The following is a 13,738-nucleotide window of genomic DNA, read 5'->3' on the forward strand; positions in this document are numbered from 1 at the left end:
GTTTCAGATGGAAATCCTGGGTTGGATATTCGTCGCGATCATCGCTTTGGTGCTCGCGATCGGATTGGCGCTGGGGGTGGTGTCCCTGCCCGACGCTCGCCGCTACCTCAAGCTCAGGCGGATGTAACCGGCTCCAGAATGACAGCGCGCATCCTGGTAGCCGGTATCGGCAACATATTCCTGGGCGACGACGGGTTCGGATCCGAAGTGATCCGCACCGCCGAGATCTCCCGGGACGATTCGAATGTCCGCGTCACCGATTACGGCATCAGCGGCATGCACCTGGCCTACGACCTGCTCGAGGACTGGGACACGCTGGTCCTCGTCGATGCCGTGCCCAGCCGCGGCCAGCCCGGCACGTTGCACGTGTTTCAGGCCGACCATGAATCAGGTTCGGCCACAGTCGGTTTCGACGGCCACAGCATGGATCCGGCCGCGGTGTTCGCCAGCCTGCGGGCGCTGGGCGGCAATCCGCCCTACACGGTCGTCGTCGGGTGCGAGGCCGGCAGCGTCGAGGAGGGCATCGGGCTGACCGAACCCGTGGCCAGGGCGGTTCCGCGCGCCGCGCGCGCCGTCGAGGAGATCGTCGCGGCGCTGCAGTCGCAGTCGGTGGCAACCAGCCGAGAGGGCCGCTGAGCCATGTGTTTAGGGATCCCCGGCCAAGTGATCCGGATGCTGGACGGTTACGAGGGCCAGCTCGCGCTGGTCGACGTCACCGGCGAGCAGCGCAAGGTCAACGTCGGAATGCTGCCGGACGAGACGTTCGCCCCCGGCGACTGGATCATCATCCACATGGGTTTCGCCGTCGAGAAGACGGACCGCGAGGGCGCCGAGCAGGCGATGGCCGGCCTCGAGCTGATGGGCAGGGGCCGCACGCATCCGTTCGACCTACCGGAGGGCGGCTGAGATGACCCGGTCCCCCCTGCTGCTGCGGCACGACGACATTCGGCAGCGCTTCACCGTGACCGGTGTCGTGCAGGGGGTTGGCTTCCGGCCTTTCGTCCACCGCATCGCGACCGAACTCGGGTTGTCCGGTTTCGTCGGCAACGATTCCGGCGCCGTCTTCCTCGAGGTGCAGGGTCAACGCTCACGCCTGGCCGAATTCGGCCGGCGCCTGAGCGCGGAGGCGCCGCCGCTGGCCCGAATCAGCGACGTGACGGTTCACGAGCTCGCCACCGACGCCGGCTGCGGACGCGAATTCCGGATAGTGACCAGCCGCGCCGCGCCCGGCGGAACGACGCCGATTCCGCCCGACATCTCGGTGTGCGACGACTGCGTCGCCGAGCTGTTCGACCCGCGCGACCGGCGCTACCGCCACCCATTCGTCACCTGCACCAACTGCGGGCCGCGCTTCACCATCATCCGCGGGTTGCCCTACGACCGCCCGTCCACCACCATGGCGGGGTTCGCCATGTGTGCGCGCTGCGCCGCCGAATACCACGACCCGGCGGATCGCCGGTTCCACGCGCAGCCCATCGCCTGCCCCGATTGCGGCCCGTCCCTGTGGTTTTCGTCGGTGTCCGGCCGCGTCGACGGGGTGGACGCCGCGCTGGCGGCCACCCAACGCGCACTGGCCGCGAGCGACGTGGTGGCCATCAAGGGTGTCGGCGGCTACCACCTAGCCTGCGGCGCCGCAGACGACACCGCCGTCACCGCGCTGCGGGCGCGAAAGGCGCGCGGCGCCAAGCCGTTTGCCATGCTGGTCCGCGACCTCGACGTCGCGCGCCGCTACGCCTACCTCGACGACACCGAAGCGGCGGCGCTGCTCGGCCCCGCCCGCCCGATCGTGTTGCTCAAGCGCCGGCCGGACGCCCCGGTGGCCGGCGTGGTCGCCCCCGGCAGCCCACTGCTGGGCCTGATGCTGCCGTACTCCCCCCTCCATCACCTGCTCCTGACGCCCGTACCGGGCATCGCCGCGCCGGTGCCCGAGGCGCTGGTGCTCACCAGCGCCAACCGCTCCGACGAACCCATCTCCTTCACCGATGACGATGCCGCCCAGCGCCTTCCGGTGCTCTGCGATGCGGTATTGGACCACGACCGCCCGATCCACGTGCCGTGCGACGACTCGGTGGTCCGCGTGGTCGACGGTCACGAACTGCCGATCCGCCGCTCCCGTGGCTATGCGCCGTTGCCGGTCGACTTGAACATCCCGGGGCCGCCGGTGCTGGCCGTCGGCGGGGAATTGAAGAACACGTTCTGCCTCACCGACGGCCCGCGGGCGTACCTGTCCGGGCACATCGGCGACATGGGCACGTGGGAGACGCTGCGCGCGTTCGAGCGGGCGGTGAGCCAGCTCAGCGAAATACGCGGCGAGCCGGCGCGGTTGGCCGCCGACCTGCATCCCGGGTACCACACCCGCAGCTGGGCGGAGCGCCGCGCCGACGCCAGACCGCTGCACCTCGTCCAGCACCACCACGCGCACGTGGTCTCCCTGCTGGCCGAGCACGGGCGCCTCGGCGAACCCGTCATCGGCGTCTCGTTCGACGGCACCGGTTACGGATGCGACCAGACCATCTGGGGCGGCGAGATTCTGCGGCTCGGCACCGACAGCCACCGATTCGTCCGGGCCGGCCACCTGTTGGGAGTGCCGCTGCCCGGCGGTGACGCCGCGGTGCGCAACCCGTGGCGGATGGCGCTGTCCCAGTTGTGGTTCGCCGGCGTCGACTGGGCCCCCGACCTGGCGCCCGTCGCCGCCGCCACCCGGGACGAATTACGCGTCACGCGTTCGCAATTGGATTCGGGGACCGGATGCGTGCCCTGCTCGAGCGTGGGTCGCCTCTTCGACGCGGTCGCCTCCCTGCTCGGCGTGCGGCACCGCATCGACTACGAAGGCCAGGCGGCCATCGAGCTGGAGGCGCTGGCGGAATCGGCGCAGGGGCGCGCCGGGCCGTCGCTGCCGCTCGTGGTGCGCGCCGACGGGGTGATCGACCCCGCACCCATGGTGCAGGCTCTGGTGTCGGCGCTGCGGGCCGGCGCGCGGCCCGCGCCGCTGGCCGCGGCGTTCCACCAGGCCGTCGCGGTCGCCGTCGCCACGGTGGTCGGTCAGGTGGCCGGCGCCACCCGCCTGGTGGGTCTCACCGGCGGGGTGTTCCAGAACGTGTTGTTGCTGAAGGCATGTCGACAACGGTTGCAGCTGGCCGGATTCGAAGTGCTGACCCACCACACCGTTCCGCCGAACGACGGCGGACTCGCCCTGGGTCAGGCCGCGATCGCCCTGCTGAACGCGCAGGAGGAGGACTGAGCAATGACCACCACGGCGATCGATCGCGGGCTCGGCGCCGGATTGGCCGACGACCTCGCCGCCACCGCCTTCACACTCGCCAAGCGCTTCTCCGCCGGCGCCACCATGTGGTCCATCGCGCCGTCATGGGAACCGCACGCCCTGCACATCGCGGTCGAATTCGTGCACCCGGTGGTCATGGGCAAGCGGGCGCTGCCCGCGGTGGCGCTGACCGGACCCGACCTGGTGGACCTGGTGCGGGTCTCGGTGCGCCCCGGCGACATCGTGGTCGCGGTCTCCGGCGCCGAGGAGCCGCAGGTCCGCTCGGTGATGCGGCGCGCCCCGGCGTGGGGGGCCACCACGATCTGGATCGGCAGCGGCGAACGACCCGCCGCGGGGATGGCCGACCACGTGCTGTGGCTCGACGACCCCGATCCGCGGGTTCCCGCGACCGGTGGCTTCGTGCTGTTCTACCACCTGCTGTGGGAACTGACCCACGTGTGTTTCGAGCACCCCGGCCTACTTAAACCCGAACGCCCCGAGCCGGTTTGCGTCACCTGCAGCGACGAGGGACGCCCCGGCGAGGCGGTGACGGCGTCGGCCGACGGTCACGCCGTCGTGCGCACCGCCCGAGGCGTAGAGACCGTGGTGACCACGCTGATCGAACCGGTTGCCGCCGGGGACCTGATGCTGGTGCACGCCGGCATGGCGATCGGCAGGCTGGACGAGGAGGACCGATGAGCCGCGACGCCGACGAGCCGACCAACTTCCTGTACCCCTTCATCGACGCCCAGGAGGACGATCCCGCCTCGCTGCTGGCCGACCTGGCCGCGTCGGCGCAGGCCAAGGCGGCCGAGAGCCTGGCGCTGCGGCGCTCGACGCTGGAGGCCAACGCCGCACTGCTCGACCAGGCCGCCGCCGAGCTGGCGCGCCGTTTCATGGCGGGCGGGCGCATGTTTACCTTCGGTAACGGCGGCAGCTGCACCGATTCCAGCACGCTGGCAAGGCTGTTCGCCCGGCCGCCGGCCGGCAAGCCGCTGCCCGCGTGGCCGCTCACCACCGATCAGGCGATCCTGACCGCGCTGGGCAACGACGTCGGATTCGAGTTGGTATTCGCCCGGCAGTTGATCGCCCGCGCAACCGCCGGTGACATCGCCATCGCGATGTCCACCAGCGGCGGCTCACCCAACCTGCTTGCCGCGCTGGCCGAGGCGCGTCAACGCGGCCTGTACACCATCGGGTTCGCCGGCTACGACGGGGGCGCGTTCGCGAACAACCCGAATGTGGACGCCTGCTTCGTCGTTCGTTCGCAGAGCGTGCACCGCATCCAGGAATCGCAAGCGCTGCTGGGCTACCAGCTGTGGCTGAGCGTGCATCAACATCTCCGCGGCGAGCAGGGTCTGGGGGCGGCATGAAAAAGCAGGCAAGTGAATATCTCTCGTCGGGGCCACGCTTCGCCGAGGGTCAGGTGATCGAGCGGATCGAATCGTTCCGCAGGCGCCGCCCCCGCTTGCTCGACGACCACGTGACCCTGGCGCACGGCGCGGGCGGCAAGGCCTCAGCGGCGCTGGTGGACGCGGTGTTCGTGGAAGCGTTCCGCAACCCGCTGCTGGAGTCGCTTTCAGACAGCGCGATCCTGACGCTGCCCGGAGGCGAGCGCCTGGCCATGTCCACGGACTCGTTCGTGGTGCAGCCCAGACGCTTTCCCGGCGGCTCGCTGGGCGCGCTCGCCGTGCACGGCACCTGCAACGACCTCGCGATGGCCGGCGCCGTGCCGTCGTGGATCTCGGCGGCGTTCGTGCTCGAAGAGGGTTTCCCCATCAGGGAATTGAAGGAGATCGTCGCCGACATGGCGGAGTCGGCCGCCGCGGCGGGCGTGCTGGTCGTCACCGGCGACACCAAGGTGGTGCCCAGGGGCGCCGCCGACGGCGTGTTCATCACCACCGCCGGCGCCGGCATCATTCCGGCGGGACGCGCGCTGTCGGCGGCGGCGGTGCGGCCCGGCGACAAGCTGCTGCTGTCAGGGTCGATGGGCGACCACGGCATGGCGGTCATGCTGGCACGCGGCGACCTGGCCATCGAAGCCGACATCTCGTCCGACACCGCATCGGTCAGCCCCCTGGTGGAGCTGTTGCTGGCGGCCGCGCCGTCGACCCGATGGATGCGCGACGCGACCAGGGGCGGGGTGGGCACCGTCTGCAACGAACTAGCCCAGGCCTGCGGCCTCGGCGTGCTGCTCGAAGAGGAACGCCTCCCAGTGGCGCCCACGGTGAACGGCGCCTGCGAGCTGCTCGGCATCGACCCGCTCTACGTCGCCAACGAGGGCAAGTTCGTCGCCGTCGTCGCGCCGGAGGAGGCGGAGGCCGGGCTGGCCGCGCTGCGGTCGCACCCGCTGGGCGCCGGTGCGGCCGAGGTCGGCGAAATCGTCGCCGAACCAGCCGAAAGCGTGGTGCTGCGAACCGGATTCGGCGGCACGCGAATCGTCGACATGCTCGTCGGTGATCCCCTGCCGCGGATCTGTTAGGGCGAACGCGTCGCCACAGGAAAGGAAGGGAGGCCGGACATGTGCCTTGGAATTCCGGGCCGGATCGTCGAGATCACCGATCCCGCCAACTATTTGGCGAAGGTCGACGTCAGCGGCGTGCAGCGCACCATCAGCGTCCGGCTGTTAGAGGACGACATGCCCGAGCCCGACGAATGGGTCCTGGTCCACGTCGGGTTCGCGATGGCCAAGATCGACGAGACCGAGGCACTGCTCACCCTGGCCGCTGTCCAGAAACTCGGCGACGCCTACGACACCGAGATCCAAGCCTTCGACTCGTCGTCGATCGTTTAAGGGAAGGCGCACAATGAAATTCGTTGACGAGTTCCGTGATCCGGCCGCGGCGCGAAAGTTGCTGGGCGCCATCGCGCGCTTGGCCGGCACCGACGGCGAGCAGTTCAAGTTCATGGAGGTGTGCGGCGGCCACACGCACACGATCTACCGGCACGGCATCGAACACCTGCTGCCCGAGAACGTCGAACTGGTGCACGGTCCCGGGTGTCCGGTCTGCGTGATCCCGATGGGCCGCATCGACGACGCGATGTGGCTGGCCGGCCAGCCCGACGTGATCTTCACGTGCTTCGGCGACATGATGCGCGTCCCCGGCTCGAACGGCAGCCTGCTGGACGCCAAGGCGCGCGGCGCCGACGTGCGGTTCGTCTACTCGCCGCTGGACGCGCTGAAGATCGCCCTCGACAATCCCGGCAAGCACGTGGTGTTCTTCGCCATCGGGTTCGAGACCACTGCGCCGTCGACGGCCGTGACGCTGGTGCGGGCGCGTGACCTGCGGCTGACGAATTTCAGCGTGTTCTGCAACCACGTGATGATCGTCCCGCCGATCAAGGCCATCCTGGAGTCGCCGGACCTGCGGCTGTCGGGGTTCATCGGCCCCGGCCACGTGTCGACGGTGGTGGGCAACCGCCCCTACCGGTTCGTGCCCGAGGTGTACCGGAAGCCGTTGGTGGTGGCCGGCTTCGAGCCGCTGGACATCCTGGCCGCGGTCGCGATGCTGCTGACCCAGATCCGCGAGGGCCGCTGCGAGGTGGAGAACCAGTACACGCGTGTGGTGCCCGAACGCGGCAACCCGGCCGCTTTGGCGTTGATGGGCAAGGTTTTCGCGCTGCGTCCCCACTTCGAATGGCGCGGGCTGGGCTTCATCTCCCAAAGCGCGCTGCGGCTGCACGACGACTTCGCGGGATTCGATGCCGAGTTGCGATTCTCGATGCCGGGCGTGCGGGTCGCCGACCCCAAGGCTTGCCAGTGCGGCGAGGTGCTCAAGGGCGTGCTGAAGCCTTGGGAATGCAAGGTTTTCGGGACCGCTTGCACCCCGGAGACGCCGATCGGCACCTGCATGGTGTCCCCCGAGGGGGCCTGCGCGGCCTACTACAACTTCGGCCGGATGCACCGTGACGCCGTCAAGCTGGTGGGGCGCGCTTGACCGGTGACACCAACGGCTCGCACCGCGGCGTGGAGATGTTCGCCCGCTACGCCCACGCCCCCAACGCGCTGGGCTATTGCGGCCCCCCGCTGGGAGCCACCTTGCGCCACGGATCGGAGGACGAGGTGCGCCGGGCGGCGACCAAGTTCTCCGGGGCATGGCCCTACCTGCGGGTGCTGTCCGAGCTGACCGGGATCGCCGACCCGCTCGACTACCGGCTCGTCGAGTCGTATTGGCTGGGCGGCGGCGTCGGAGCCGACCTGGACCCGCAAAGCTTCTTCGACGCGTTGCTCGCGATCATCGGCCCGCAGGCAGGCCGCTACTGGTCACACCTGACACCGGACCTGGTCCGCGAGGCCGCAGCCAACCACAGCTTCCACGTGTTCGGCGTGTACCCGTGGACGCGGTTTTTGGGCCGGGGCATGGATGAGCATCCGCTCAAAGTGCTGGACAACTGCCGCATCACCTGGGGCACGGTGGTTTCCCGCGAAGGCGGCCGGATCGAGGTGCTGCGGGCGACGCTGGCGTTCGACGGCGCGGCGCTGGCGCTGTCAGAACCCTCGTCCGGCCTCTTCCAGGTGTGGACGGACGGATACAGCGCGGTGCCCGACGTGGCCCCCGGCGACCAGGTCGCATTGCACTGGGGGCGGCTGTGCGGCCGGCTGTCCCCGCGGCAGATTCGAGCGCTGGCCGACGCGACCGATCGACAGGTGCGCGTGACGAGCCGGCGGCTGGCGAGCGTCTAGTGTCCTGAGTCGTTAATTCGTCGGCAGTAGTTAGCGACGGATTCGAGGATTTGGTCTGCGGTCTTGGTCCACACGTAGGGGCGTGGATTGTCATTCCAGGTGTCGATCCAGGCGCGGATGTCGGCGTTGAGTTGTCGTACCGAAGTGTGGGTGCCGCGGCGTAGCTTCTTGGTGGTCAGTTCGGCGAACCAGCGTTCAACGAGGTTGAGCCATGACGAGCTGGTGGGGGTGAAATGCAAGATGAATCGGGGGTGATTGATCAGCCAGCGCTGGACCGCCGGGGTCTTGTGCGTGGAGGCGTTGTCGAGCACGACGTGGCAGTCCAGATCGGCGGGGACCTCGGTGTCGATCTTTTTCAAGAACGCCAGGAACTCCTGGGACCGGTGACGCGAGTGCAGTGATCCGATCACCTTGCCGGTAGCCAGATCGAGCGCGGCGTACAGGCTCGAAGTGCCGTGGCGGACGTAATCATGGGTGGCGCGTGTCGGAGTGCCGGGCAGCATCGGAAACACCGGCGCGGTGCGGTTGAGCGCCTGGATCTGGGTCTTGTCATCGACGCACAGCACGATGGCCCGCTCGGGGGGATCCAGGTAGAGACCGACGATGTCGCGAACCTTGGCCACGAACAACGGGTCCTTGGACAACTTCCACGAATCCTGTTTGTGCGGTGCCAAACCGAACGCCCGCCAGACCCGCGACACCATCGACTGGGATAGTCCTAGATGGTCGGCCATCGACCGCGTCGACCAGTGCGTGGCATCCGTGGGTGCCGTCTCTAGCGTTGCGGTGATCAACGCTTCGATCTGCTCATCGCCGACCACACGAGGCCGGCCCGGTCTCGGTTCATCGAGCAATCCGTCGCAGCGCTTCTCGGCGAACCGGTTGCGCCACTTACGAATCGTGCCCCGGTCGAGTTCGAGCCGTTCGGCGACCTCGACATTACTGCCGCCATCAGCGCACGCCAGCACGATTCGGGCACGCAGAGCCAACCCGGCAGCACTGTTCCGTCGCCGAACCCAGCCTTCCAACTCAATACGTTCATCGTCGGTCAACACGATCGTGGCAGCATGCGGCGACGGCATCACCCATACTAACAAGAGCGGTCGAATTAACGACTCAGGACACTAGACGGTGATCGCCAGCGCGGCCGTGCCCCCAGGGTCGCCGCCATTGGGGTCGGCCCGTGCCAGACTGGCCCGGTGCCCGGTTCCCTGTGCGATGTGCTGCCCGCCGCCGGTGCGCTCCTCGGCGCGCCGGGCGCCGTCGACAAGCTGGGCCTGACCGAGTGGGTCGGCGCCGATCAGATCGATCGCGTCGCCGTCGTGCTGGTCGACGGCCTGGGGTGGCACCTGCTCGGCGAGCTCGCCGGCAGCGCGCCGCTGCTCGCCGCCGTAGCGACGGGCCAGGTGGGACGCCTCACGGAGCTCGCGTGCACCTTTCCGTCGACCACGCCGACCAGCCTGGTGTCGATGGGAACCGGAGCGCGGCCGGGTGAGCACGGGATCCTGGGCTTCACGCTCAACGTTCCCGGCTCGGACCGGGTGATCAGCCACATCGTCTGGCGTGATGACCCACCGCACGCCGAGTGGCAGCCGCTACCGACCTGGTTCGGACGGCTCAACGAGGCGGGCGTCAGCGCGCGGGCCGTGTTGCCGGCCGCGTTCATGCATAGCGGGCTGACCGACGCGGCGTACCGGGGCGCCGAATTCCGCCCTACCCAGCCGACGGACGACACCGCGCAGCGGATCGGCGAGGAGCTGCGTGCGGGGCCTGGACTGGTCTACGGCTATACGGCGGCCCTGGACACCGCGGCCCATGCATTCGGCGTCGGGTCGCCCCAATGGCACGACGCGGCCGCGCACGTCGGCACGCTGCTGACCCGGTTGGTCGAGGCGCTGCCCCCGACCGCGGCGCTGCTGGTGACCGCCGATCACGGCGGGATCAACGTTCCACCCGGCGCGCGCGTCGACCTCGACACCGACCCGCGGCTGGGCGCGGGGATCCGGGTGGTCGCGGGCGAGCCGCGGGTGCGTTACCTGCACACCGAGCCCGGCGCCGCGGCGGATGTCCGGGCCGCCTGGAGCGAAGTACTCGACGGCCGTGCCCGCATCTACAGCCGCGAGCAGGCCGTGGCCACCGGGATGTTCGGGCCGGTCAACCCGGCGCACCTGCCGCGAATCGGTGATGTCGTCGCCGTCTGCACCGGCGATGCCGCCGTGCTGGCAACCGGGCACGAGCCGCCGGAATCGGCCCACCTCATAGGCTTTCACGGCGCGGCGACACCCGCCGAGATGGCCATTCCCCTCATCGCTTTCAAATCCCCTGCTGCCGAACATTAGTCGCGGCCAACCCGCCCGCCGCCGCCTGGCGGCGAGGCGCTCACAGCCGAATGTGCGCTATCTTTAAGCAATTTCGAAGCGGCCCAGCCGGTCGGCCGCACAGCCACGCTGTTACGGTGGCAAGCACTGTGACTTTCCGCGGTGCAGGCAGAGCTTCACAATGGACACGACGCCAGTCGGCCGTGGCCGTAATTGCCGCAATATCCCTCTTCGCCGCCGCCTTCGGGTTCTGGGCGTTGCAGGCCAGCACCCAGGCCGGCCCACCCCAGCACCTCTCGGTCTCGGCCGCCGCCAGCGGGGCGGCGCAATCCGGGGATATCTCGGCACCGCGGACCCACCCGGACTTCGGCTCCACCGTGAACAACGACAGGGCCTTCAGGAGCGCGGGGCTGAAGCGCGACCGGCCGACGACCTTTTGGCTGTCCGTCCCGCGATGGGCCTGGACGTTGTCGTTCGCGTCGGACACGGGAGCGCACCGGCCCATCGAGGCATGCTCGCCGCGCGCACCTTCGACCGTCAATGCAGCTCAACATCTTCTGACCTTGCTCTGCGCGTCCCGCCGCTGAGCGGCGCCCAGACCCACGAGCCATTTCGCCCGGGCACTGCGCGCCGGCGAGAACCCGATCGCATTAGCCGAGGGCCCGAGCCGCTCGGCATGCGCGGATTACCTGGAGCACCGATGATGAAGGTCGGGCGCTACCCAAAGCAAGGAAGTCATGTTTGCAGCGAACCTCATCGCACGCCCCGGCCGGCGAGCGACCCGCCCGAGGGGTAGATAGACATGGATTACGGGACGCTACCCCCCGAAATCGAGACCGCGCTAACGTTTTCTGGCGTCGGCGCCGGATCACTGGTGGCCGCCGCGGCCGCCTGGCAGCAGCTGGCCGATCGGCTCCGCGAGACCGCGACCAGGTACCTCATCACCGCGGGGCTGCTGGACGGGTTGCGTGGCCCCACGGCGGTGCAAATGGGCGCCACGACGGCGCCCTACGTAACCTGGCTGCGCACCACCGCCGAGTTAGCCGAGCAAACCGCCGCCCGCGCCGCCGCAGCCGCCGAGGCGTACGAGTGGGCGTTGACCGCGGCCAATTTCAGTCCGGCGGCACACAGGCCGGGCGATCGTGAAACCCACACCGGACTTTGATCGTTTTCACAGCTCGCACGCCGTGGCGCCCAAGCCTCGTGTTGTAAATTCGGGCCACTGTGACAGTCGGAGGCGCCCCTAAAGATCGGCGATGGCGGTCGGCCATCGCGATCGTCGCGGCGCTGTCCGTGTTCTGCGCGATGACCGCGGGCTGGGCGTCGCGCGGGACCGCCGTGGCCGGCCTCGGGCCGCCGCAGCAAGCCGTGTCCCAGGAAGCCGCGCACGCCGGTGTCGACCCTGCACGTGCGCACACGCGCGATATCAGCACTGCGGCCCAACACTTTTCGTCCGATTCGGCGCCGACGCATCACGGCACCGTCAAGAACGCGTGGATGACGCGGGATCGCCCGCCGACTTGGGCGCGCTCGTCACCACCGTCGCTGGGATCGCCGTTACCGCCTTCGTTCACGGCCGCCGCGTTCCGACTCCCCCGCCCCCCGTCGCGAGCGCCCGGGGCGGTGCCGCCCGACCGGGATCTGTTGGCGCAACTCTGCGTCGCTCGTCGCTGACGGCTCGACGACCGCTGCAACCGCCGTCGTTGCACTGCCGCAGTTGCAAGTAGGCCTGTAACCCCCGCGCCTACGTCCCAACAGAAGAGTCCATGTTCGGTGGGCTCAGAGCGCCGTCGTTAGGCAGATAGCTATGAATTTCACCACCCTCGCACCCGAAATCGTTTCCGGCCAACTCCATGACGGCCTCGGCTCCGGGTCGATGACCGAAGCCGCGGCCGCGTGGGCCCGGCTGGCCACTCGGCTGCACACCGCGGTCGCGGATTACCGGGCGGTGACCGCGAAGCTGGTGGCCGGCTGGGAGGGCCCCGCGCCGGTACCGGAAGGCGCGGCAGCCTATGTCGACTGGCTCAGCGCCACGGCGATGCGGGCCGAGCAGGCGGCCACGCAGGCCGCCGCGGCGGCAAGTGCGCACGAGACGGCACTGGCGGCGACGGTGCCGCCGCCGGCGATCGCCGCCAACCGCCTGCTGCGCAGGTCGCTGATCCTGGCCAACCCCCTGGGCCTGGCCGGTCCCGCGATCGCGGACACCGAGGTCGAGTACGAACGGATGTGGGCCCAGGGCGCCGCGGCCATGTACGCCTACGCCGAAGCGTCGGCGGCCGCCGCGACCATCGCCCCGTTCACCTTGCCGCCCGGCGACGCGGCCCGCGGCACGTGGGTGCTGGACTCGGCGCCGGAGGTCGTGGCCGCCGGCAAGCAGTTGATCTCCGCAGCCCCCGGCGCGTTGCGGGCGCTGGCCTCGTCTCCGCTGGCCACGTTAGATGTGCACCTCGCGTCGGCGACCTGCCCACTGTCGAAACTGAGCTCTCTGACGGCGCCGTCCGGTGTGGCGATCGCCCACCTGAATTCGCTCAACAAGGCGGCGGCCCTGCAATGCCTGCTGCCCAATCGGCGCGCGGGCTTCGACGCGACGATCGCCGTGGCGGCCGGCCGCGCAACGTCGGTCGGGGCGTTGTCGGTACCCCGGGCGTGGGCGGCCGCCGCGGCGCCGCTGGCGGTCTGCCCGGGAACGGTCGCCTAGCCACGCTCAGTCGCGCGCGCAGCATACGAGCGTGCGGCGTCCACGATCGCGGTGAAAAGGCGCATGTCGTCCAGGGACTGTTCCGGATGCCATTGCACCGCAAGGACAAAGCGGTCCCCGGGCAGCTCCAGCGCCTCGACCACTCCGTCGGAGTCCCAGGCGCTGACCACGAGGCCCTCGCCAACCTGGTCGATCGCCTGATGGTGGTAGCACTGCGCGGTGGTGGATTCCCCCACCAGGGCAGCCAGCCGGCTGCCCGCAACCGTGCGCACCGGCAATTTGGTGAACACCCCGTTCCCGGCGCGGTGCCCGTCGTGGCCGAGAACGTCGGGCAGGTGCTGGTGCAGGGTGCCGCCAAGCGCCACGTTGAGCACCTGCGCGCCGCGACAGATACCCAGCACCGGCAAACCCCGGCCCAGCGCGCCGCGCAACAACGCGAACTCCCAGGCGTCGCGGTCCACACGCGGCCGATCGGTGCTCCGATGGGGGTGTTGGCCATACGCGGCGGGGTCCAGGTCGTAGCCACCGGTGATGACCAGCGCGTGCAGGCCGTCCAGGACCGAGTCGACCGTCTGCGGCTCCGCCGGTTGGGGTGGCAGCAGGACCGCGGCCCCGCCGGCCATGACGACCCCCTGGAAGTAGTCGGCCGGCAGATAGCCCGCGGGCATGTCCCAGATCCCGGTCCGGACCCGCTCCAGGTATGACGTCAGGCCCACCACCGGGCGCCCAGGGGCGTTCACAACCGCGCATCCTTTCCCGAGCCCGTGCCGGGCGAC

The 13,738-nt window shown here is 69.7% G+C and carries 16 protein-coding genes; 14 read left to right on the top strand and 2 right to left on the bottom strand.

All coding sequences use genetic code 11. The features are described 5' to 3' along the window. Positions 1-7 precede the first annotated feature (7 nt). From ACEL92_RS18210 to ACEL92_RS18255, 10 genes are read left to right on the top strand one after another with little or no spacing between them, the layout of a single operon-like run. On the top strand, positions 8-127 hold the full coding sequence (locus ACEL92_RS18210) for a hypothetical protein (RefSeq protein WP_374022100.1): 120 nt from the start codon (positions 8-10) through the stop codon (positions 125-127). A gap of 11 nt (positions 128-138) precedes the next feature. Beyond that, on the top strand, positions 139-636 hold the full coding sequence (locus ACEL92_RS18215; RefSeq protein WP_374022101.1) for a hydrogenase maturation protease: 498 nt from the start codon (positions 139-141) through the stop codon (positions 634-636). Between the two features lie 3 nt (positions 637-639). Then, a complete protein-coding gene (locus ACEL92_RS18220) occupies positions 640-906 on the top strand; it encodes a HypC/HybG/HupF family hydrogenase formation chaperone (protein ID WP_374022102.1) in 267 nt (88 codons plus the stop codon). 1 nt (position 907) lies between these two features. Further along, on the top strand, positions 908-3,241 hold the full coding sequence (gene hypF / locus ACEL92_RS18225; protein ID WP_374022103.1) for a carbamoyltransferase HypF: 2,334 nt from the start codon (positions 908-910) through the stop codon (positions 3,239-3,241). 3 nt (positions 3,242-3,244) lie between these two features. Then, positions 3,245-3,961 (top strand): HypC/HybG/HupF family hydrogenase formation chaperone, encoded by a 717-nt coding sequence (locus ACEL92_RS18230; RefSeq protein ID WP_374022104.1) that lies wholly within the window; start codon positions 3,245-3,247, stop codon positions 3,959-3,961. Then, a complete protein-coding gene (locus ACEL92_RS18235) occupies positions 3,958-4,635 on the top strand; it encodes an SIS domain-containing protein (RefSeq protein ID WP_374022105.1) in 678 nt (225 codons plus the stop codon). Before ACEL92_RS18230 ends, ACEL92_RS18235 begins: the two co-directional genes overlap by 4 nt. Next, the gene (gene hypE, locus ACEL92_RS18240; protein ID WP_374022106.1) at positions 4,632-5,744 is read left to right on the top strand and encodes a hydrogenase expression/formation protein HypE; all 1,113 of its coding nucleotides are present in this window, start codon (positions 4,632-4,634) and stop codon (positions 5,742-5,744) included. Before ACEL92_RS18235 ends, hypE begins: the two co-directional genes overlap by 4 nt. A 39-nt stretch (positions 5,745-5,783) precedes the next feature. Beyond that, entirely contained in the window at positions 5,784-6,056 is a 273-nt protein-coding gene (locus ACEL92_RS18245) for a HypC/HybG/HupF family hydrogenase formation chaperone (protein WP_374022107.1), read from the top strand. A 13-nt stretch (positions 6,057-6,069) separates the two neighbouring features. Continuing rightward, on the top strand, positions 6,070-7,200 hold the full coding sequence (hypD, locus tag ACEL92_RS18250; protein WP_374022108.1) for a hydrogenase formation protein HypD: 1,131 nt from the start codon (positions 6,070-6,072) through the stop codon (positions 7,198-7,200). Next, a complete protein-coding gene (locus ACEL92_RS18255; protein ID WP_374022109.1) occupies positions 7,197-7,946 on the top strand; it encodes a DUF6390 family protein in 750 nt (249 codons plus the stop codon). The genes hypD and ACEL92_RS18255 overlap by 4 nt, the downstream gene beginning before the upstream one ends. Here ACEL92_RS18255 and ACEL92_RS18260 read toward each other — a convergent pair. Next, on the bottom strand, positions 7,943-9,028 hold the full coding sequence (locus ACEL92_RS18260; RefSeq protein WP_374022110.1) for an IS630 family transposase: 1,086 nt from the start codon (positions 9,026-9,028) through the stop codon (positions 7,943-7,945). The two genes, ACEL92_RS18255 and ACEL92_RS18260, sit on opposite strands and share 4 nt — an antisense overlap. Positions 9,029-9,145: 117 nt before the next feature. Between ACEL92_RS18260 and ACEL92_RS18265 the strand changes: the two genes are divergently transcribed. The 4 genes from ACEL92_RS18265 (at position 9,146) to ACEL92_RS18280 (ending at position 12,962) form a co-directional block, all read left to right on the top strand. Beyond that, positions 9,146-10,285 (top strand): alkaline phosphatase family protein, encoded by a 1,140-nt coding sequence (locus ACEL92_RS18265; protein ID WP_374022111.1) that lies wholly within the window; start codon positions 9,146-9,148, stop codon positions 10,283-10,285. Between the two features lie 781 nt (positions 10,286-11,066). Beyond that, positions 11,067-11,429, top strand: coding sequence for a PPE domain-containing protein (locus ACEL92_RS18270; protein ID WP_374022112.1), 363 nt, complete (start codon positions 11,067-11,069; stop codon positions 11,427-11,429). Between the two features lie 59 nt (positions 11,430-11,488). After that, positions 11,489-11,938 (top strand): hypothetical protein, encoded by a 450-nt coding sequence (locus tag ACEL92_RS18275; RefSeq protein ID WP_374022113.1) that lies wholly within the window; start codon positions 11,489-11,491, stop codon positions 11,936-11,938. Between the two features lie 133 nt (positions 11,939-12,071). Next, complete coding sequence (locus ACEL92_RS18280) at positions 12,072-12,962, top strand: PPE family protein (RefSeq protein WP_374022114.1); 891 nt, start codon at positions 12,072-12,074, stop codon at positions 12,960-12,962. Here the strand turns inward: ACEL92_RS18280 and ACEL92_RS18285 are convergent. Then, a complete protein-coding gene (locus ACEL92_RS18285) occupies positions 12,959-13,702 on the bottom strand; it encodes a gamma-glutamyl-gamma-aminobutyrate hydrolase family protein (RefSeq protein ID WP_374022115.1) in 744 nt (247 codons plus the stop codon). The genes ACEL92_RS18280 and ACEL92_RS18285 overlap by 4 nt on opposite strands. Positions 13,703-13,738: the final 36 nt, after the last annotated feature.

It is taken from the genome of Mycobacterium hainanense, from assembly GCF_041890355.1.
GTDB classification, from domain to species: Bacteria; Actinomycetota; Actinomycetes; order Mycobacteriales; family Mycobacteriaceae; genus Mycobacterium; species Mycobacterium hainanense.